Genomic DNA, 24,166 nt, shown 5'->3' on the forward strand with positions numbered 1-24,166 from the left:
CATCATTTCATAAGTTTCCTTACTCCCTGACGGTAGCTTGGAAAGTGGTATCCGCTCAAGTCCTATGGGCGCGCTTTCAGCCAAGGCGCCGCCTCTCTGCCGACATAGGGCATCTTAAGGGCATGTCTTTCCTCATCGCTATCAGTATGAAAATGAATTTGCTTATGATTATATTCTCCCAATAAAAAGTTGTCAACCAAATTTGTTCATCATTTTTAGAAAGCGTTCCGATTGATCCCGAGCCACGGGCCAAGCAGCGACCCGTCCACCTTCATCCCAGATCAGCGATTCAGTCGCATCATGTTAATCACATTTTCGAATCGGTGAAAATAGAGCGATCATCACTTCGACTGCTTTCGTCCCAGCGATGAGCGCAAAGATCCAGACCGGTTCGTACGAGACGATTGCCGTCCCCACCATCGCTCCAAGCGGCATGGAGATGCGGGTCAATACACGAGAGAACGCAAGCACACGCCCCAGCATCTGCGACGGCACCGTCTCTTGCCGGATTGAGGCGACAATGGTATTCCAAGCCACATTGCAGAGGGTCACCAATCCGCCAGATATCCCCGGCATAAGCCAATAAATGCTCACATACGGCAACATCGCGCAAATCGTGCCCAGCACCAGCAGGCCGACAATTAGCGTCCCGCGCTGAAAACGCCTGTCCAGCGGAATGGCCACCAGACTACCCAACAGTCCCCCTATGCCGAATAAGGCATACGTCATCCCACTTTGCTCTTCCGTCAGGTGAAGGACCGAAAGCAAATAATACATTAAAACGGCTAACACCGCACTGGTTCCAAAATTTCCCACCATGGCCTGCAATGATAAGGATAGGTTCAAACGGTTTTGTTGGAGCCAGCGAAAACCTTCCATCATATCTCCCCACAATGAACGCCATTCCTCCAGCCACCCCCCTCTTGAGGCACGTGGCTGTCGCGTCAACGGAAGCAACCAAACCGCCCCCAACGTGAAGAGAAACGATCCCGCATCCAACCATAAAACGGTATAGCCGTTCAGCAGCGCCAGCAATAAGCCAGCCAACATCGGCCCCACGATAAGCGATGCTTGGAGCGCAAACTGGTATCCAGCGTTCGCCTTGGTCAATTGTGACCCTGCTAATTGAGGAATGATACTCAGCGTCGTCACTTCAAACACCAAAGAAAAAACCGATAAGAGAAAGGAGATGGCATAGAGGTGCCACAGTTGCAACAGTTCCGCGAAATGCAAAGCAGGAATGAGGCCAACCAATATCATCGCCGCAACATCCGCGATCATGAGCAGCCGTTTCCGATCCAATCGGTCGATCACAATCCCTGCTACCGGACCAAAAGCGACAACCGGCAACACTTGAATGGCAAACAACGAACCCATCACAACAGCCGAGCCTGTCAACTGGTATGAAATCCACGGAATGGTCAGTGTGAACAGGCTATCCCCCAACTTGGATAGAAACAAAGCCATCAAAAAAACGACGTACTGCATGGGCAGACGTTGTTTTTCCACATGTATACGCCTTGGTGTCGGTATCATTTTTGTCCCTTTCTGGCAAGCCGCCCGATCCTTGCGTGAGAGTCACCTGAAATGAAAAAGGCGAATGATTTCAAATCATTCCAATACCCGGGCCGCTCCGCTATGTTGCAAATGCTCCATCAAGACACTTAATCTTCGCTCCACCGCTCCCGGGATATATTCATGGCCAAAATAACGTGCCACGTACAGATCCTTGGGACAAGATAAGTGATTATACACGGCAAACACGGTGGAAGGAGGCGTAATCAGATCGACGATCCCCACGCTCATCCAGGTAAAAGCGGCAACGCGTGGCGCCAAGTTCATCACGTCAAAATAAGAGAGAGTCCGTTTGGCGTTTTCTTCCACCCGCGGGTCGGGATAGCGGCGGAAATATTCATTCAACTCCAGATAAGGCCCCTCCGGCGTAATGTCGATGGCCCGCTCAAAATGGGAGAGAAACGGATAATCGCTCGCAACCACTTTGGGCAGCGGGGATAAGGCGGCAGCAGCAATCGCGAGGGCGCCCCCTTGGCTTCCGCCCACGGTTCCCAGCCGTGTCTCATTCACTTCCGGCAAATTGGCCAACACCTCCAGTGCCCTTACCGCATCCATATATACCGCCCGATAATAATACGTTTCCGGCGACCGTATGCCCTTGGTTAACCAACCCTTCGGCCCACCGTGCGGACTCACGACATTGTCCTCACTCTCCCCTTGTTGGCCGCGCACGAGCATCTGCAACGCGGCATACCCTCTTAATGCCCATACCACCGTATCGTGGATGTTTCCGTCATAAGCCGAATTATAACCGTGGTACAGCACGATGCCCGGATGCGGCCCTTCCCGGTCGGGCATGGCCAGTCTCCCTTCAATCTGCGCATGGTTCAATCTTTTGTACAAAATTCGGTACACTTTCACCCCTTTGGTGGGATAAGCCATCGGCTCCAACGTATAATCAGGGGACACTTCACGCAATTCCGATAATGTCCGCTCCCAAAACGCTTCAAAATCCGGTTGTTTCGTTAGCCCCGGTTGATATTGGCGCAACTGCTCCAAAGGCAAATCATATGGTTGGGCCATTCTCATCTCCCCTATCTCTTATTTTTCGAACCTATGTCAAATGTATCACAACGCATAGCCTGATTTAAGCTTTTCTAAACAAAAGGCGGACACCGTTGTTCCTTCCATGTAAAAAAACCTGACATCCACATCGGTAGATGTCAGGGTTTCTTTGCTCCTTATCTTACTAACACTTTGGTGCGGCAGTGTTCAATCATCGCTTCCAAGTTCCGTTTATACTGTTCAGCAAATCGTTCAATGGTTTCGTAATGGTAGAACGTGCGTTGATAACGGATCAACATCAGCAGTTCGTTATTTTCGACAAAGATGTTGAAATCCAGTTTGTACGGCCATTTGGTGAGCGGATTGATCCCCTGTCCGATCGGCATGTTGGTCAAACGGTACTCCGCTTTCTCCACATCTTGCACAAATTCCCCTTGATAGTTGAAGTTGATCTCCGGTCGTAAGGCAAAAGCCATTTTCTCTTTGTGCTCAGGCGCCGTAAGGTATTTCATGATGCCATAGCCCACTCCCTTATGGGGAACTTGACGCAATGTTTCTTTCACTTTTTGAATGGTCAGACCGAGATGATGGCGATCCGCTTCCAATACCACGGGATAGATGGAAGTGAACCAACCCACAGTACGTGTGATATCCACGTCTTCGATGATTTCCTCGCGACCATGCCCTTCCAGTTCGACCGCCACCTTGCCCCCCACCCATTCCCATGTCGTTTGGGCCAAGGCGGCCAATAAGATGTCATTCATTTCGGTTTGATAAGCCCGATGCACATGGGTAAGCAAATCTTTCGTATCTTGTTGGGACAACCGCAATTCAATTGTTTCTAAGTCCTGATACAAATAAGTTTCCGCACCACACTTGTCAACAGGCAACTTGCGCACCCGCTCTTTTCCTATCTGCTGCCAATATGCGCGCTCCCTTAGAAACCCTGGTGAGTTGGCATACTGGGACAACTTGCGGCTCCATTCTTTAAACGAAGTCGTTTTCGGCGGCAAATTGATTTCTTCGCCCGATAACGCCTGTTGATAGGCCGTATCCAAATCCTCTGAGATGATCCGCCACGATACCGCATCGATGACAAGGTGGTGGATGATCAAGAGCAAGAAATCCCCTTCTTTGGTATGGAATACGGCGAGACGGACCAAGGGCCCCTCCGCAAGCTTGATGGAGCGATGGAGACGGTTGGCCTCTTGCTCAATCCGCGCCGCAATCGCGATCTCGCCAGTCAGGTCATACTCTTCCAGCGTGAACCGTTCCCCATCAAGGCCGCGATTGATTAGGCGGATCCGTTCACCTTCCCGCCGACAAACCATCCTTAACGCATCATGATGTTCGGTCATCTTGGCAAAAGCCTTGCGCAAGGCTTCCGTTTGCCAACCTTCCTTTCGTTGCAGAACGATCGCCATGTTCCAATGATCAACCTCTTCATTCAACTCAAAAATCCAGTGTTGAATCGGAGTTAACGGAACTTCCCCCGTGACAATCCCTTGTTCCGTGACCGTCTCTTCCCTTTGCAGGACGGCGGCCAACTCCGCGATGGTTGGATGCTGGAAGAGGTCTTTCAGCCGCAACTTCCATTGATAAGGAGTGAGTCGAGCCGCAATCTGCATTGCTTTAATCGAATCGCCACCCAACTCAAAAAATGGATCATGGATGCCAACGCGTTCGAGATGGAGCACCTCTTGCCAAACTTGGGCTAAGATGCGTTCCGTCTGGGTTCGGGGTGCCACATACTCCCGTGTTTCCGTCCCGGCTTCCGGAACAGGCAAAGCCCGTTTATCCACTTTTCCATTGGCCGTGAGCGGGAATTGCTTCAACTCCATAAAGTGCGCCGGAACCATGTAATCAGGCAGTTCTTGAGCCAAATGAACCCGCAGTTCCGCTATCGTACAAGCATCGTTCGCCGTATAGTAAGCGCACAATTCCAGCTGTTCATCGGCCATGGGTCGGGCCAGCACGAGCGCTTCCTTCACCGCCGGATGTTGCAACAGGCGAGTGCTGATTTCCCCCAACTCGATCCGATACCCACGAATTTTGACTTGGTCATCGACACGGCCCAAGAATTCCAGGTTCCCATCTGGCAACCAGCGCACCAAATCCCCCGTTTTGTAAAGGCGCGTGCCGGAATCAAACGGATTCGCAACAAATTTCTCCGCCGTGAGTTCCGGGCGATTCAAATAGCCCCGGGCCAAACTTGCCCCGCTGATGCAAAGTTCGCCTGGCACGCCAACCGGTTGCAATTGTTGATGTCGATTCAAAACATAGATGCGGTTATTGGCGATCGGTTTCCCGATCAAGATCGGTTGATCCGGTTTCAGCTCATAACTCGTGGCCACCACGGCATTCTCAGTTGGGCCATAGTTATTGATGACCGCATACGTTTGCGGCACCATCCGCTGCAAGCGATCTCCACCCACGAGCAACGTTCTCAGGCTGCGGTTGGTCCGTTGCATAAATTGCTCCGCCACTTGAGTCGGCAAGAAGCTCATCGTCACCCCCTGTTCCTCCATATAACGATTGAGTGCTTCGATATCGTAGCGCATCTCATCCTCAATGATGATGAGGGTCGCCCCAGCCAAGAGGGTGGGGAAAATCTCCCATACTGAGGCATCAAAGCCAACGCCAGCATACTTGGTCATCCGATCCTGTGCGGTTACCTGAAACTGGCGATTATGCCACGTGGCCAGATTTACCAGCGCTTTATGCTCCACCATCACTCCTTTGGGTTTGCCGGTTGAGCCGGACGTGTAGATCACATATGCCAAATCGTCCGGCGCATTGATCTGCGCCTCGTCAGCATCGGCTGCCTGGCTGAAGTCGATCGCACCTATGTCTATCCGCACTTGCCCTTCCGGGGCAAATGGGACATCGGCATGCGTCAACACTATCTCCGCTCCACTGTCATCGAGCATATAGCGAATGCGCTCTTCGGGGTATTGCGGATCGATTGGCAAATAGGCGGCTCCTGCCTTCAAAATGCCCCAGATTCCCACAACCATCTCAATCGAAGGGGTCACGAGCAGCCCCACGATCTGTTCCCTGGTCACTCCTCGTTCGCGAAGAATCGCGGCCACTTGATTCGCCCGCCGATCCAGCTCCCGGTAAGTGATCCGTTCTTCACCATGGATCACCGCTGTGTGTTCGGGAATCATGGCCACACGCTCGGCAAATAGCTGATTTACAGTAAGTCGGCGCGGATAGGGCGCTTCCGTTTGATTAAATGCGTGCAACAACTGGGCTTTCTCCGTTCCCGTGGCCAACTCCACTTGGCAGATCCGGAGATCGGGTTGCTCCACGATCTGCTCCAGGATATGAATGAAATGCCGCGTCATTCTTTTCATGGTCGTTTCCGTAAACAAATGGGTGCTGTACTCTACGCTTCCTTCCAGCCCTTCCCCTTCCGTAATCGCCCAGCTCAGGTCAAACTTGGTCTTTTGCCACTCCCACTCAAATGGCCGCACTTCCAAGCCCGGCAATGTCAGGAGGGGAGCATCCAAGTTCTGTACGGCAAACACTGTATCAAAGAGCGGGTTGCGGCTCATCTCCCGTTTCAGTCCCAACTTTTCAACCAATTCTTCAACGGGGTAACTTTGATGTTCCATCACATTGAGCACTCGTTCTTTCACTTTTTGCAACAGTTGGCGGAACGACTGTTGTTCTTGCACATGATTGCGAATCGCCAGGGTGTTGGTGAACATCCCGATGAGGGGTTCCATATCGGAATGAGCGCGTCCCGCCAACGGCGTACCGACGATGAAATCGGTTTGACCCGTATATTTGTTGAGCAACACCTGATAAGCGGCCAACAATACCATATACAGGGTCGTTTGATTGTGATCCGCCAGTTGATGGAGCTTCCGCGTGATGTCTGCATCAATCCGGAAGGATAGGCGTGCTCCTTCGAAGCGTTGCACTGGAGGTCGCGGGAAATCGGTCGGCAAGTCCAGGACAGGGAGCTCATCCGAGAACATCTCCAGCCAAAAGGCTTCTTGACGTTGGCGTTCGGCCTGGACCGCTTCGCTTTCTTGCCAGACGGCGATGTCTTTGCATTGCACCGCAAGCGCGGGCAGCGTTTCCCCTTGATACAGCCGCAAGAGATCACGGAACAAAATATTGACCGACATCCCATCAGCGATAATATGATGCAGGTCCAGGACAAGCACATGTTGGTCCGATTTCAGTCGGATCAAGCCCATTCGGAATAAAGGAGCTTCATCCAAAGCAAACGGTCGAATGAATTGTTGGATTTGCGCCAGAGCTTCCGCTTCGTCCCGCGCTTCTATCCATTCCATCGCCAAGGGAACATGTGAGTGAACCTTCTGTTTCAATTCACCCTCAACCAAGTGGAAGGAGGTGCGCAAGCTTTCATGTCTCTCCACCAATTGTTGGCTTGCTCGTTGTAAACGGGACACATCCAGCTCACCATGCAGACGGAACGCCAACGGCATGTTGTAACCCGTGCCCACCCCTTCCAACTGACTCACTACATACAGGCGCTTTTGCACGGAAGTGACGGGATAATGTTCCTGCACTGGTGCGGGCGGAATTTCCATTTTCGTTTTGGCCTGCGCTTGGATGAATTTCGCCAGTTCTTTAACCGTCGGATGCGCGAAAAGATCCCGCAACGAGAGATCCACCTGCCACTCTTGTTGCAGTCTCGCCGTTAAAGTCATCGCTTTGAGCGAATGCCCCCCCAAGGCGAAGAAATGATCGGTACGACCGACAGGCTCCACTTGCAAAACCTCTTGCCATATGGCCGCCAGTCTCTCTTCCGTTGGGTTGGCTGGCGGCACGTACTCTTGCCCCTCCTTGCCCATGCCCTCCGGTTCCGGCAAGGCTTTTTTATCCACTTTTCCATTGGGGGTGAGCGGCAACCGTTCCAACGGAACCAAATGGGCTGGAATCATATAATCAGGCAACTCTTGCGCCAGATGCGCCCGTAGCTCGGCGGAGTCGCATGTACCCTCCGTGGTAAAGTAAGCGCACAAGGCGCTTTGCCCCCCCTGATCTTGGCGCACGAGTGCCACCGCTTCCCTTACCGCCGGATGTTGCAACAATCTTGCTGTGATCTCTCCCGGTTCAATCCGGTATCCCCGAATCTTCACTTGGTCGTCCACACGACCGATAAACTCGAGTCTGCCATCGGGCAACCACCGCACCAAGTCTCCCGTCTTATAGATTCTTTCCCCCGACGCAAACGGGTTTTCAACGAATCTTTCCGCCGTCAAGTCGGGACGATGCAGATAACCGCGGGCTAAGCTTTCACCCCCAACGCATAGCTCGCCGGGCACACCGACAGGCTGCAACTGGCCATCACGATTGATGACATACACCCGATTATTGGAAATCGGCTTGCCGATGGTCAACGGCTCGCCCGGTTTGACCACGCCACTCGTCGTCACCACCGTATTTTCCGTGGGCCCATAGTTATTGATGATCGCATAAGGCCGCGGTTCCACCTGTTGTAAGCGATCCCCCCCCACCAGCAACGTTTTTAAGGTGCGGTTTTCCAAGCGCATGAATTGCTCCGCCACCTGGGTGGGCAAGAAGCTGATGGTAATCCCGTTCTCCTCCATGTAGCGGTTTAAGCCCTGCATATCATAGCGCAACGATTCCGGAATCACATGGATGGTGGCTCCCACAATCAGGCTGGGGAAGATCTCCCATACCGAGGCGTCAAATCCGAGCCCCGCATATTTGGTGGAACGGTCACGCTCGGTCATCGCAAACTCCCGCACGTGCCAAGTGGCAAGGTTGACCAGCGAACGATGCTGTACCATCACCCCTTTTGGCTTCCCGGTCGATCCGGAGGTGTAAATCACATATGCCAAGTCCGTCGCTTCATTGACAAGAGCCACGGCAGGGGGCGCAGGCTCATCCCAACGAATCCCATCCAGAACCAAGGCCGGCAGGTCCAGTTCCGGTCCCTTGATCCCCGTATGAGTCAATACCAGCTGAACCTGACTGTCCTCCAACATATACTTAATCCGTTCTTCCGGATACCCTGGATCAATTGGCAGATATGCGGCACCCGCTTTCAACACACCCAAAATGCCGACGAACAGCTCAAGCGACGGAGGAACGATCAAACCAATGATCTGCTCACGCCCTGCACCCCGCTCGCGCAGCAACTGCGCCAGCTGATTGGAACGCGCATCAAGTTCCCGATAGGTGAGCGACTGGCCTTGATACACGACCGCCTCTTGATCCGGGGTGCACCGGGCCTGTTCCGCAAACAATTCATGAATCGGTTTGTCTTTTGGATAAGGTTGTGCCGTTTGGTTAAACTGCTCCAGCAATTGTTGTCTCTCCGCCTCAGTCACCAGCGCAATCTCGCGCAAAAGCATCTGCGGCTGTTCCACAACTTGCTCAATGATATGGATAAAATGCTGAATCATGCGCTGAATCGTTGTTTCCGTAAACAGATGGGTACTGTATTCAACACTGCCTTGCACGGTCTCCCCTTCCGCCACTACCCAGCTCATGTCAAACTTGGCTTGCTTCCATTCCATCTCCAGCGGCGTCAGGGTCAACCCAGGTAAAGTGAAGGACGGCAACTCCATGTTCTGCACGGCGAACAGCGTGTCAAACAGTGAATTGCGACTCATGTCACGAGCCAAATCCAGCTTCTCCACCAACTCTTCAAACGGATAATCTTGATGTTGCATCATCTTTAAAACACGCTCTTTGACTTGAGCCAAAAATTGCGCAAAAGTCTGTTCCGGTTTCTGCACATTGCGCACAGCCAAGGTATTGACAAACATCCCGACCACCGATTGCATATCGGCATGGGAGCGGCCCGCGATGGGCGACCCGACAATGATATCCTCTTGTCCCGTATACTTGGACAGCATCACATTATATATAGCCAGCAAGACCATATAGAGCGTGACGTTGTGCTCTTCCATCAACCGCTTTACCTTTTGCGTCAAAGTCGGATCAAGCGAAAACGTCACATACGCCCCGTCAAATCGCTGGACGGGCGGTCGCGGGAAGTCCGTCGGCAACTCCAATACGGGTAACTCTCCCGCCAATTCCCGCAGCCAAAACGCTTCATGTTGCTTCCACCGCGCTTGCACGGGTTCGCTTTGTTGCCATACAGCAATATCCTTGCACTGCAACGGCAACGGAGGCAAATCTTCCTCTTGATACAACCGCAACAAGTCCTGGAATAGGAGATTCATTGACACTCCGTCCGCGATGATGTGATGCATATCCATCATCAGCACCGACCGATCCGGATTCAGGCGAATCAACCCCACACGGAACAGCGGGGCTTGGTCCAAAGCAAAAGGCCGGATAAACGAACGCATCCGTTCCTCCATCTCTTCTTCTGAAGTCGCTGTGACCTGTTGCAAGGACAAGTCCACATCCGCATGCACTTTTTGCTTCAGTTCCCCATCCACGAGATGGAAAGAAGTGCGTAAACTCTCATGACGGGCGATTAACCGGTTCAACGCCCGCTCCAACCGCTCAGGCTGGCATTGCCCCTTCATTTCGAAAGCCATCGGCATATGATAGCTAGTGCCCATTCCTTCAAGCTGACTGACCACATATAACCGCTTTTGTTGTGAAGAAGCGGGATAAAACTCCTGTACCGGGGCCGGTTTGATTTGCACTTGTTCCGTTTCTTCCCTTTCTTGAATGTAGCGGGCCAAGTCCCTCACCGTTGAACGCACAAACACTTCTTGAATAGGCAGGTCGACATGGAGTTGCTTATAAACTTGCGAAACAAGCATCATCGCTTTGAGCGAGTGTCCACCCAATTGGAAGAAATTATCCATCACACTGACCCGCTCGACGTTCAAGATTTCTTGGAAAATCTCCTTCAACTGAGCTTCCAGCGCGTTCGCCGGAGCGACATACTCCGCCGTTGACCGCAGGCTGGCCGTCGGTTTCGGCAAGGCTCGCTTGTCGATTTTGCCATTTGGGGTAAGCGGCAAGTCCTCAATCTCCACAAAGTAATCCGGCACCATGTATTCCGGCAATTCTTTCATCACGTGCTGGCGCAACGCCGACATTTCACAAGGTTGGTCCAGCACGACATAAGCGTTTAAGAAAGAATGCCCGTGTTCATCTCTATCCGCGATCACCACCGCTTTTTGCACGGCGGGATGCTCAAACAGCTTGATTTCAATTTCACTCAGCTCAATGCGATGCCCGCGGATTTTCACTTGCCCATCCATCCGATCGAGATACTCGATATTTCCGTCAGGCAACCAACGCACCAAGTCTCCTGTACGGTACATCGTCGCACCTGGTTCAAAGGGATCCGGCACGAATCGCTCCGCAGTGAGTTCAGGGCGGTTGAGGTATCCCTTGGCCACCCCATCCCCACTGATGCACAGCTCACCCGGCACACCGATGGGTTGCAATTGATTCCATTTGTTAAGAACATAGAGCCGAGTTTGGTTGATCGGCTTGCCGATCGGGATGATTTGCCGTTCCATCCATGACGGTTCACAGGGATACATTGTCGCATAAACCGTCGTCTCCGTCGGGCCATACGCATTGACAAGGCGACCATTCCCCAAAACCGCCAGCGCTTTGCGCACATGTTTGAGCGAAGCCTTTTCCCCGCCGAAGAACAGCTTGCGAATGTTGCGCAACGAAGTGGCGTCCAAATCCACCAATGTGTTAAACAAGGCGGTTGGCATTAAGCACAGGGTGATCTTCTCTTCATGAATCAGCGACGTTAACCGATTCAAATCGAGCATGACTTCTTTGGGCACCAACACAAGTTTGGCGCCGTGGAGCAACGCGCCGAAAATGTCAAACACCGAGCCGTCGAACGCGTAGTTGGACAATTGCAGTACCGAATCTTCTTCGGTGATGTCAACATATCCCGCCTGAATAACCGTACGGACGACATTGTAATGGCGAGAGATGCTTCCCTTCGGCTTTCCGGTAGAACCCGAAGTGTAAATGACATAGATCATGTCATCTGGCGCATTCATCAACGGAAGGTTGGTGCCATCTTCTTCCGCCCACGTTTCTTCGGCAAGGGTGACCACATCCCCCATAAAGGAAGGCGGCAAGCAAAAGTGCGGTTGCTTTACCACCAGTGAAACTTGGCAGTCCTCCAACATAAACTGGATGCGCTCTTGCGGGTAAGTGGGATCAATCGGTACATAGGCGGCACCCGATTTCACAATCGCCAGCATCCCGATAATCATCTCGGGGGAACGATCTGCCATCAGGCCGACCATCCGGCCAGGCAAAGCGCCACGCTTACGGAGAACGCGTGCCAAACGGTTGGCATGGGCATTGAGTTCGCGATACGTCAGCTCGCGTGTTCCCCATTTCACCGCAATGCGGTCCGGTGTCTTGTCCACCTGTTCTTCAAATAATTGTTGGACAGGCTTGTGTTTGGGATAGTCCCTTGCCGGCGGGTTAAAGTCAACCAACAATGTGCGTCTCTCCGCCTCGGTCACCACTTCGATCTCGGCCACGGGACGTTCAGGGCATTCGACCACTTGCTCGGCAATATGCGTAAAGTGCCGAAAGATACTTTCGACGAACTCGGGAGTATAGCACATCCCGTTATAATGAAACATGATCTGGCACTCGATGCCCGGAACCACGATCACATTAAAATCATAATTGGTTTTCTCAAATGTGCTTTTCGCCTCACATATGTCAAAACCTATGTGTTCCCGATATTTATTGAAAACCGAACGGTCAAAATCATAGTTTTCAAAAACTAAAATATGGTCAAACAACTTGTCTCTTAGCGCCGTTTGCTCTTGCACTTCCGCCAAGGAGAGATAATCATAAGCCTCTTTGGCCATGGACGCCTGTTGGACTTCTTTTGCCAACTCAATGAAGCTTTGCCGCCCCACCCCTTTGACCCGGACAGGGATCGTATTGATAAACAAGCCAACGATCTGTTGAATATCATAAATTTCCTTATTGCGGCCCGATACGACCGTTCCAAAAACGGCATCCTCCGTATTGTTGTATTTTTGCAACAATACTCCCCAGATCGTTTGGAACAGATTATTCAAGGTGACATGCGAAGTGCGCGCCAAATCATGCAACCCCTCGGCCAACGCCGGCTTCAGCACATAGGAAGCCTTTTCCAAACGGTATTCCAGCGCTTTCTCCTGTCCCTGCCGGGGAAGTCCCGTCAGTTGGTCCACTCCGTCCAAATAATTCTTCCAATAATCCAAGGCCTTTTCTTTGCTTTGCTTTTCCAACCAGCGAATGTACTCCCGATAAGGCGTGACGCGCTTAGGAGGAATGGCTTGCTGTTTCCGCAAACGTCCATATGTCTCAAACAAGTCTTCCAAAATGATGCCCATGCACCAGCCGTCAGTCAAAATATGGTGACTGCTGAAAATAATGTGGTATCTCTCGCTATCCATCTTGGCAATCGTGATGCGCCACAAGATATCCTTGGACAGGTCGAACGGCTTTTGCTGATCTTGCCGCGCCAATTGTGCGAATTCACCTGCGCGCTCCGTTTCCGGCAGATGTGTGAAATCATGCACTTCTACCTTGAGTTGCCGTTCTCGCAAGACAACTTGGCGGGGCTTTTTCACTTTTTTGTATAGAAAAACGGTGCGAAACACTTCATATCGTTGAATGAGCACATTCATGCTTTGTTCCAATAAACCGGGATCCAATTCACCCTCCACCTTCATGACCATCTGCATAAAGTACGAGTTCCCTTGATCGTACAAGGAATGGAACAGCATGGCCTCTTGCATGGGAGATAGGGAATAGATATCCACTATTTTTTTCTTATCCATCGATATCACCTACGCTGTCGCATAAAATGTTTTTTGTTACTGGCGGCCGGAGCTTTCCGGAAACCGCCAGTAACGGGTCATTCGTTCATTTGCCCAGGCGTTCTGCCTTTATTCATCAAGATCCAGCTCGGCCAGCAACTCCGAGATCTCCTCCACTTCTTCAAATGTCAAATCATTGGAACTGAAGTCACTAGGTGTCATTTCAGCCTCTTCTTTGCCCAGGCAGTGACGAATGATCTCTTGCAGCCATTGCTTCACTTGTTCGGCAAGATTGGCGATGGTTTCATGCCGGTGCACGCTTGTGTGGTAGTGAAAGTGCAGTTCCAACCGCTGATTCAACACGATTCCCACGATATTCAACAGATGCGGAGTAGTGGATGATGGACTCAACTCATCTCCCTTTGGCATTGCCGATTGGCTAAATGCCCCTGTCGATACCTCTTGGTCAAACTGGCCCAGATAGTTGAAACTTAATTCCGGTTCCGCAAGAAAGGAACAGCCTTGTTTATGCGCCAGATCTGTCAGGTATTTCAAAATGCCGTAACCGATCCCCTTATTCGGAATCTTGCGCAATTGCTCTTTGACCAATTTGATCGCATCCGATATTTGCTCCGTCTCCAATTCGATCACAACGGGGTATGTAGAGGTAAACCAACCCACTGTTCGCATCAAATCAAGTTCCTCGATAATTTCTTCCCGTCCATGTCCCTCCATATTGACCGCCAGGGCATGGCTGTGTCCCCATCGGTTGACGGCCAAAGCGAGGGCTGTCAATAACACATCATTCATTTCTGTATGATATGCGGCATGCACATCGGTCAGAAGTTGCCTTGTCTCCATTTCCGACAGCGTGACCGTCACCGTCTTGCATCCCGCTGTCGTGAGCGGCGCTTCTCCCGGCAAATCTTTCGGAATGGCAGGGATGGGCTTCGCCTCAATTCGCCGCCAATAATCCAGTTCCTTCAACAGCTCAGGACTGTTGGCATATTCCCTCAGTTTACGGCTCCACGCTTGGAAGGAACTCGTTTTGGGCGGAAGTTGGATGGGCTTGCCGCGCATCACTTGTTCATACGCAGTGGCAAAGTCCTCCAGCAGAATCCGCCAAGACACCCCGTCAATCACCAAGTGGTGAATACTGAAGAGGAGATGGTCCCCTGTCGCGGTCCGGAACAAGCCTACTTGAAGCAGTGGACCTTCAGCAAGGCGATGTTGCCTTTGCAATCGTCCGGCTTCCCGTTCGATTCGCCCGCGCACATCCGGCTCCGCCGACAGATCAAAAACTTCAAAGGCAAAACATGTCCCCTCCAAACCGCGATTGAACTGTTTCACCTGTTCTCCTTCTTGGCGATAAACCATTCGCAACGCATCATGATGGGTGATCAAAGCATGCAACACCCGCTCAACCGCATGCGCTTCCCAGCCCGTCTCCCGGTACAGCATCATCGCTTGGTTCCAGTGGTGGGCTTCCGCAAATTTTTTGTCAAAAAACCAAGATTGAATGGGCGTGAGCGGCACCTCTCCTGTGACGAGCCCTTGCTCCGCCTGTGGCTCCGATGTCTGAACGCGGGTAGCCAAGCCGGCGATCGTTGGATATTGGAACAAGTCGTTGATTTTCACCTTATAATCATGTTGTTTCAAGTGGGCGACCACTTGAATCGCTTTAATGGAGTCCCCGCCCAGTTCCAGGAAGTGATCGTGAATCCCGACCCGTTCAAGTCCCAACACTTTTCGCCAACTCTCCGCCAGCAACCGCTCCATCTCAGTGGTTGGGGCAACATATTCGACCCCCGTCTCCACCGCTCCCACCGGTTCCGGCAATGCGCGCTTATCCACTTTGCCGTGCGGCGTGAGCGGAATCCGATCCAGTTCGATAAAATGGCTCGGAATCATGTAGTCCGGCAATTCTTTCGCCAAATGCCGACGCAATTCCGCGATACTCCATGGTCCCGCCACCGTGAAATACGCGCAGAGGGCGGATTGGCCGCGCTCATCTTTCCGTGCGGTGACCACCGCTTCTTTGATGACGGGATGATCCAGCAAGCGTGCGGTAACTTCGCCCAATTCGATACGGTGCCCCCGGATTTTCACTTGGTCATCGACCCGTCCCAAATATTCGATGCTGCCATCAGGGAGCCAACGGGCCAAGTCCCCGGTTTTATACATGCGTTCACCCGGGACAAACGGATTGTGAACAAACTTCTCAGCCGTAAGATCGGGGCGATTCCAGTATCCGCGGGCCAATCCCGCTCCGCCGATGCAGAGTTCCCCCACAACCCCCACCGGTTGCAATTGATGTTGGCGGTTCACGATGTAGACCTGTTGGTTTTTGATCGGCTTTCCAATCGGCACCATCGCCATATCAGGGGTGAGGCGCGCCAGTGTCGCGCATACGGTCCCCTCGGTTGGGCCGTATTCATTGATGAACGTCCGCCCTTGTCCCCACACCTGGACCAAATCCAACGTACAGGCTTCCCCCGCGCTGATCACCGTCTTCAAGTCCGGCAACTCTTCGTACGGAACCGAGCGCAGAACCGAAGGGGGCAAGGCGGCCGTGGTGATGCGGTTCTGCTTCAGGTACTGCGTCAACTCGCTCAACAAGAGTTCCCGATCCTCCAAATAGAGGGTCGCCCCCATGAATAAGGCCGGGAAAATCTCCGCCACAGAAGAGTCAAAACTGATCGAAGCAAATTGCATCACCCTGCTGTGCGGCTCAATCTCGCGTAACGGACCGAGCAAACTGAGGTTGCACAAGCTACGATGCTGAATCATCACCCCTTTGGGTTTGCCGGTCGAGCCGGAGGTGTAAATCATGTACACCAAATGCTCCGGTTCATTCACTGGCACCAAATTGGAACGATCCTCAGTGGCATAAGTGGCCTCATCCACCACAATGACAATGCCGCGGTAGCTTACAGGCACCTCCGTCTCCCGAGTGACCAAGAGCCATTTCGCTTGGCTATCTTCAAGCAAATAGTTGATCCGGCTTTCCGGATATTCCGGGTCTATCGGCAAATAAGCGCCTCCCGCTTTCATGACGGCCAACATCGCAATGATGCATTCATGGGAGCGTTTCATCATCAAGCCGACGATCTGATCGCTCGTCACCCCTTGCGCACGCAACACCCTGGCCAGTTGATTGGCGCGGGCGTTTACTTCCCGGTAAGTTAAGGCCACATCTTTATAAACGACGGCCAATTGTTCCGGTGAACGTTCCACTTGTTCTTCAAATAATTGATGAGCCAACGCCTGATCCGGGTAAGGCGCTTCTGTCGCATTAAAAACAGTGAGAATTTGCGTTTTTTCCGCTTCCGTCGCCAGTTCTACCTCCGCCAATCGCTTGGCGGGATCTTCCACAATCTGTTCCAAAATGCGCAAATAGTGAGCAATCATCCGCTGAACGGTCGCTTCGGTAAACAAGCTTGTGCTGTACTCAACCATTCCCGTCAGGGACGAACCCTCCACGAGAATCCAGCTCAGATCAAACTTCGCGCGATTCCATTCCAACTCTCCCGGTGTGAGCGTCAAACCTGGCAACAACCGAAGCACAGGCGGCTCCATGTTTTGCATGCCAAAAGTGGTGTCAAACAGCGGCGTCCGGCTCATATCGCGGTGCCCGCCCAGTTTTTCAATCAATTCCTCCAACGGATAATCTTGATGTTCGTTTGCCGCCAACACCCGATCCTTCATTTGCGCCAAAAACTCCAAAAAGGTTTGTTCTTCCTTTGGATGACTGCGAAGCGCCAATGTATTGACAAACATCCCCACAATCTCTTGCAGATCCGCGTGGGAACGGCCCGCCACCGGTGTTCCCACAATGATGTCTTCCTGTCCTGAATACTTGGACAACAAGACCGTGTATGCCGCCAACAAGATCATATAAGGCGTGGCTTCCTGCTTTTCCGCTAACTGCTTTAATTTGCCGCTCAATCGTTCATCGATGGTGAACGTGAGATAAGCTCCTTCATAGCGCTGCACCGGAGGCCGCGGAAAGTCTGTCGGCAGCTCCAAGACAGGCAATTCACCTGCCAATTCCCGCAACCAATACGTTTCATGCACCCGTTTGGCCGTTTGAACCGGTTCAGACTGTTGCCACGCCGCCACATCTTTATACTGCAGTGGTAACTCGGGCAATGCCCCCCCTTGATAAAACCGGGCAAAATCCCGGAACAAAATCGACATCGATATACCATCCGCCACAATATGGTGCAAATCCCACATCAATATCGCTTCCCCCGTGCCGACATCAATCACCCCGACGCGGAATAAGGGCGCTCGCTCCAGATCAAACGGACGGATAAAGGCCCGCATAATCCGTTTGGCTTCCTCCTGGTCGGCGGCCTGTTCATATTGAATGGAAACGGTGACTTTTGCTTGAACCTGTTGCATCAACTCTCCCTCGACCAGATGGAACGAGGTACGCAAGCTTTCATGCCGCTCCACCAACTTGCCTATCGCTTCTTCCAACCGACCGGGGTCAAGCGTTCCCTGCACTCGGAAAAAATAAGGCATGTGGTAACTCGTGCCGACTCCGTCCATCTGCTGGATCACATAAAGCCGTTTCTGTGCGGATGTGACCGGATAATAGACCTGCGGCGGCGCGGGCTCAATTCTGCCAAACGCTTTTTTGTCCATCCCTGCCAAGTAAGCGGCCATTTCCCGTACCGTCGGATGGACAAAGATTTCACGCAACGGGATCTCCATGTCCAACTCTTTATGAATCTGGGACGATAACATCATTGCTTTAAGCGAATGGCCTCCCAGTTCAAAAAACCGATCATTGATGCCCACTCGTTCAACCTGCAACACATTCTGCCAGATTTTGGCCAAGGCCGCCTCCAGCTCCGTCGTCGGCGCCACATACGCGCTCCCCGTCCCCTCGCTTACCTCCGGCTCCGGAAGCGCCCTTTTGTCCACTTTGCCATTCGCGTTGAGCGGCAAAGACTCGAGCTTGATGAAATGGGCCGGAATCATGTAATCCGGCAACTCCTGCGCCAAGTGTTGGCGCAACCCGGCTGTTGTCCACCCGCCTTCCGCGGTGAAGTAAGCGCACAGAACCGCTTCCCCCGCTTCATCCCGCCGGGCGATGACGACTGCTTCCCGCACCGCGGGATGCTTCAGGAGCCGATTCGTCACTTCACCCAACTCAATGCGAAATCCACGCACCTTCACTTGGTCATCCAACCGACCCAAAAACTCGATGCTGCCATCAGGCAACCAGCGCACCCGGTCTCCCGTCTTGTACATCCGCTCACCGGAAACAAACGGGTTGGGCACAAATTTTTCCGCCGTCAACTCGGGGCGATGCAGATACCCCCGCGCCAAGCTTTCACCGCTGACACACAGCTCTCCCGGCACTCCGATCGGAACCAACTGCCCATCTGCCCCCAAGACAACCACCCGGTTATTGGCAATCGGCTTCCCAATCGGCAAAACCTCCATCTCCGGCGACAACTCCCCACTGGTGGTGACGACCGTGTTTTCCGTCGGCCCATAGTTATTTACGACGCGGTAAGTCTGCGGCTGTAGCTGCTGCAAACGATCCCCGCCAACCAAGAGCGTCTTCAAGCTCTTGTTCTCCAACTGCATAAACTGTTCGGCCAATTGCGTCGGCAAGAAGCTGATGGTGATGCCCTGTTCCTCCATGTACCGGTTCAACCCGCCCACATCTAAGCGCAATTCCTCCGGGATGACATAAAGGGTGGCGCCGGTTAGCAGATACGGATAGATTTCCCAAACCGAGGCGTCAAACCCGAAACCGGCGTATTTGGTCGCCCGATCCTCCGCCGTCACCGCAAACTCGCGGATATGCCATGCAGCCAGGTTCAGCACCGAACGATGTTCCACCATCACGCCTTTGGGCTTGCCCGTCGAACCGGAGGTGTAAATGACATAAGCCAAATCATTCGGTTGACTGTCCACCTCCACTTCACTTCCGTCACCCGCCATCCAGTCAAGCTCATCCAGCCACAGCACGCGATCCAGCCACTCCGCCGGCACTTCCACCCCTCGCTCGGCCAACAGGAGCCTTGCTTGGGAATCCTCCAGCATGTACATAATCCGCTCCGTCGGGTAGTCGACGTCAATCGGCAAGTAAGCCGCCCCCGACTTCAACACCCCAAGGACGCTCACCACCATCTCCAACGACGGGCGGACCATGATCCCGATGATCTGTTCACGCTCCGCTCCCCGGTCCCGCAACCGTCGAGCCAACCGATTGGCGCGCGCGTCCAACTCCCGGTAAGTCAACGTCTCCGTCCGATACACCACCGCCGGCAGGTCGGGGGTTTGCTTCACCTGTTCCGCAAAACACTGATGTAAGGTCTTATCCCGCGGATACTCCGCCTCCGTCGCGTTGAACGTGGTCAGCAACCGCTCTTTCTCCGCTTCCGGCACGATATCAAATTCACCGAGGCTCCGTTCCGGATCGGCCACCACTTGACGCAATAAATGCGAATAATATCCAATCAGCCGCTCGATGGTTGCCCGACTGAACAGGGCCGTGTTGTACTCCACCGCAAAGTGGATCGTTTCCTGTTCCTCCGCTTCCCAGGTCATATCAAACATGGATTGCTTCCATTCCCAATTCGAATACGCCTTCACCGCAATCCCGGGCAGATCAAGCGAGGCCGCTTCCACATTTTGCAACACAAACACCGTATCGAACAACGGATTGCGGCTACGATCCCTTGCAATCCCTCGCTTTTCCACGATCTCTTCCAATGGGTAATCCCCATGGCTATACGCCGACAGGACTTTATCTTTTACTTCAGCAAGATATTGGCTAAACGATCGCTCTGAAATGGGTTGCGTTCTAAGCGGCAATGTATTGACAAACATCCCAAAAATCTGCTCCGCTTCCGCTTGTGACCGCCCCGCAATGGGAAAGCCGACGACAAGATCGTCTTGACCCGACAGCTTGGCCAACATCAGCTTATAGGTTGCAAGCAAGACCATAAACAGCGTCGCTTCTTCTTGTTCACTTATGCGCTTCAACCTTTCCGCCAATTCCACATCCAGGCTGAATCGCACTTTTCCACCGGAAAACTGCTGGATATTGGGACGCGGATAATCGGTCGGCATGTCCAGAACCGGCCACTCATCGGCGAATTGCTTTGACCAATATTCCCCTTGCTTTTGGCAATCCACCGTCTGTTTCCAAGCTTCGTGCCATACCGCAACCTCTTTGTATTGCCAAGCGGGTGCAGGCAAAGTTTCGCCCCGGTACAGACAGCCCAGTTCGTGGTACAAAATCGACTCAATGGAGACTGCATCCGAAACGATATGGTGGATATCCAACACCAACACATGGCGCTCTGTTTCCAATTGAAGCAACCCCGCCCGGATCAGAGGCGCTCGGCTCAGATCAAACGGTCGAATAAGCTGTTGAATCCGCTCTCTGGCCTCAGCCTCGTTTTTCACCTCAAACTGTTCCCATGGCAAAGCCGCCTCCGATTCCACTTTTTGCATCAACTCTCCGTCCACCAGATGAAAAGAGGTTCGCAACGCTTCATGTCGGTCAACCACGGCCTGCAGGCTTTGACGCAGTCGCTGGCCGTCCAGCTCGCCCGCCAACTCCAAAACAACGGGGTTATGATAGGTCACGCCGATATTTTCAAGTTGCTCCACCGCATACAAGCGCCGTTGCACGGAAGTGACGGGATAGTATGCTTGTTCTGCCACCGGTTGGAGGGAACCGGTGGTGGTACTATCCGCAGCTTGAACGAGCGAAGCCATCTCACTTAAGGTAGGATGATGAAACAGACGAACAAAGTCCACCTCCACACCAAATTCAGCGCGGATCCTTGTAGCCAGCATCATCAGCTTCAACGAATGTCCACCCAGCGCGAAAAAGTGATCATGCAACCCGACATGATCCACTTGCAACACTTCTTGCCATAGCTGGGCCAGTTTCACCTCAACCGGGTGAACCGGGGCAAGAAACCGATCAGGCCGCGCTTTCTCTGCAACCGGCTCAGGCAATACTTTTTTGTCCACTTTTCCGTTGGGTGTGAGCGGCAACCGATCAAGCAAGACAAAATGCGTCGGAATCATGTATTCAGGCAAATCCCTTGCCAAGTGAGCGCGCAACTCCTTTTCATTCACTCGCTCCCCAGCCACCACGTAAGCGCATAGCACGGGTTGGCCTGAATGGTCTGTTCGCGTGATCACCACGGCATCTTCTATGGACGGGTGCCGCAACAGGACACTGCCAATCTCCCCCAATTCAACCCGATAACCTCGGATTTTAACTTGATCATCGATTCGCCCCAGGAATTCCAAGTTACCGTCGGGCAACCATCGAACCAAATCCCCGGTTTTATACATGCGCTCCCCCGGCACAAAGGGATTGGGCACAAATCTGTCGAGGGTAAGTTCTTTTTGGTGCAAATAACCGCGGGCTAAGCTGTCTCCTGCCAAACAGAGCTCCCCCGGCACACCGATGGGCTGCAGCGACCCCTCTTCACTCACCACATACGCCTGGTTGTTCGCTATCGGCTTGCCAATCAAAATCGGCTCTCCCGGTTTCACTTCAAAACAAGTGGCCACGACCGCGTTTTCGGTCGGACCGTAGTTGTTAAACAACCGGTAAGTTTGCGGGCGTACCTGTTGCAATCGATCGCCACCCGTTAAGAGCCTGGTTAGGGAACGGTTTTCCAAACGCATAAACTGTTCCGCGACCGGCGTAGGCAAGAAACAGATCGTCACCCCTTCCTCCTCCATGTAACGATTCAACGCTTCCACATCCAAACGGATCTCTTCCGGAATAACAACCAATGTCGCTCCTGCAATCAAGTACGGGAAAACCTCCCAGACGGAAGCGTCAAAACCGAAGCCGGCATACTTCATGGCGCGGTCTTGCGCCGTCACCTCAAACCGCCGCACGTGCCAAGAGGCTAAATTCACCAGCGCCCGATGCTCAACCATCACACCTTTGGGCTTGCCGGTCGATCCCGACGTGTAGATCACATACGCCAAGTGGTTGGGCGTGCTTTCAACGCCTTCCACGGCGATTCCTCCCTCTTCCCAAGCGATTCGATCCAAATACAGCTTCCGCTCTCTCCACTCAACCGGAACAGTTAAGCCGGTCTGCGTCAATAACATGGCGGCGCGGCTATCTTGCAACATGTAATCGATTCGTTCCAAAGGATACTGCGGATCAATCGGCAGATAGGCGGCACCCGCTTTCAGCACACCCAAGACGCCAATGATCATTTCCAGCGAAGGTCTCACCAGAATCCCCACGATCTGCTCCCGCCCCACTCCGCGCCGACGCAAGGCATGTGCCAGTTGGTTCGCACGTTCATCCAATTGGCGATAGGTTAATTCTTCATCTTTGAACACCACAGCCACTTGATCCGGCGTGCGCTGGACCTGTTGTTCAAATAGAGCATGGATGGTCTGATCGCCGGGATAGGCGGCCTTGGTATCATTAAATCCGTATAACAATTTTTCTTTCTCCGCATCTGCCATCAGTTCAAGCTCATGAAGCACCAATTCCGGGCAATAAACAAAGGATTGGACGACCCTTGCAAAATGATGGCCGACCCGCTCGATCCAGTCCGGATGAAAGCGAGTTTCATCAAATTTGAAGCGCATAGTCAACTGTCCGCCGAGTGTGACCAGCACATGGAGAACCAGATGGGAATCCTTCCATCCCGCCAACCATCGGTCATATTCAGACTCTGCTTTATGTTCGGTATCTTCTGAATCCTCTCTGCCCGTTTCCATCACGCAAAAGAGATGTTGAAGCGAAGACGGCGCGATTCCTGTCAACTCTTCCAATTGCGAGAGCGGGATCGCTGTCATTTCAGGATGTCCCATATTTTTCGCGACCAAATCATAAATGGTTTCTCCGCTTGCACATTGAACCCGGCGCAACTGAACGGCCAACTCCTCATCTCCATCATGGGAACCGGGTGAAATCGACGCAAATACCACGTCATTCGTATTATTGTATTTCTGCAATAAGACACCCCACATCAAACTGAGCAATGTGGAAACCGTTACGTTCATTTTATCTGCCAAAGCGATAATTTCATTTGTTAAGTGGGAATCCAAATAAAAAGTGACTTCTTCAGGGCGCATGGTCGCTCGTACTTGCAAATTGCCTGATTTCAGCTCAGGTATGATCTGAATGCCTTCGTTATATCCACGTAAATACTCCCTGTAATATGCCCGACCTTTCCGCCATGGATGAACCAACTCATTGTAGGACATAATTACCCTCCGACATATTTGATGTAAGATTTATATTATTTTTAAATTGTACTTCAGAGTTTATCTGAATTTTCTATGCATGTCAACGATTTGCGAATTGATTCGCCACAACAACAAATAATTCATTTTAATTTTTAAAAAATAAATACATCCATTTATGAACAATAGAGTTAATCTACTTAAGTGTATCTATATTTATGTTGATTAAAATTGAATTATCAGTGATCCCTTATCGGCTATCCAACCCTCCTCAAAAAAACCATAATCCCCAACAAACAAAGGACTATGGCTATTCTGTAATTTTTGTAAATATTAGCCTATGTGTCAGTCTATCCTATCATTCTACCTAAATCAAATTTCCCCTTCTTTACTTTCCTTTTACTTCAATGGACAAATCAATCATTCGCTTTTTTGTCAAAATTGAACAAAAGAGAACAGGTACGACATTCTATTTTGATAGAAAAAATCCGCATGATAAAACCTTATGTTATCACCTGAAATAATGATCCCAAAGCAATCCGTCCCCCGGATCGTTTTTCAAAACCATCCACCTCACGCATATCTTTGCGCGGATAAGACACCTAACGACAGATAAG

General features: G+C 52.1%; 4 protein-coding genes. All 4 read right to left on the bottom strand.

The genetic code is table 11. The features are described from left to right. Nucleotides 1-303: 303 nt before the first annotated feature. The 4 genes from ACFQNG_RS18815 to ACFQNG_RS18830 all read right to left on the bottom strand — a co-directional run bounded on the left by ACFQNG_RS18815 (nucleotide 304) and on the right by ACFQNG_RS18830 (nucleotide 23,570). Nucleotides 304-1,536 carry an MFS transporter gene (locus ACFQNG_RS18815; protein WP_379867450.1) on the bottom strand — a complete coding sequence of 411 codons (1,233 nt, stop codon included), beginning with the start codon at nucleotides 1,534-1,536 and terminating at the stop codon, nucleotides 304-306. 75 nt (nucleotides 1,537-1,611) lie between these two features. Then, nucleotides 1,612-2,598 carry an acetylxylan esterase gene (locus ACFQNG_RS18820; RefSeq protein ID WP_379867451.1) on the bottom strand — a complete coding sequence of 329 codons (987 nt, stop codon included), beginning with the start codon at nucleotides 2,596-2,598 and terminating at the stop codon, nucleotides 1,612-1,614. A 158-nt stretch (nucleotides 2,599-2,756) separates the two neighbouring features. Continuing rightward, complete coding sequence (locus ACFQNG_RS18825; RefSeq protein ID WP_379867452.1) at nucleotides 2,757-13,352, bottom strand: non-ribosomal peptide synthetase; 10,596 nt, start codon at nucleotides 13,350-13,352, stop codon at nucleotides 2,757-2,759. Between the two features lie 108 nt (nucleotides 13,353-13,460). Further along, nucleotides 13,461-23,570 (bottom strand): non-ribosomal peptide synthetase, encoded by a 10,110-nt coding sequence (locus tag ACFQNG_RS18830; RefSeq protein WP_379867453.1) that lies wholly within the window; start codon nucleotides 23,568-23,570, stop codon nucleotides 13,461-13,463. Nucleotides 23,571-24,166: the final 596 nt, after the last annotated feature.

It is taken from the genome of Laceyella putida (assembly GCF_042665195.1).
Lineage (GTDB): Bacteria > Bacillota > Bacilli > Thermoactinomycetales > Thermoactinomycetaceae > Laceyella > Laceyella putida.

Excerpts from the sequence above, each read along its gene's own strand:
- ACFQNG_RS18830 (WP_379867453.1), bottom strand. The coding sequence starts at position 23,570 with ATGTCCTACAATGAGTTGGTTCATCCATGGCGGAAAGGTCGGGCATAT.
- ACFQNG_RS18825 (WP_379867452.1), bottom strand. The coding sequence starts at position 13,352 with ATGGATAAGAAAAAAATAGTGGATATCTATTCCCTATCTCCCATGCAA.
- ACFQNG_RS18815 (WP_379867450.1), bottom strand. The coding sequence starts at position 1,536 with ATGATACCGACACCAAGGCGTATACATGTGGAAAAACAACGTCTGCCC.
- ACFQNG_RS18820 (WP_379867451.1), bottom strand. The coding sequence starts at position 2,598 with ATGGCCCAACCATATGATTTGCCTTTGGAGCAGTTGCGCCAATATCAA.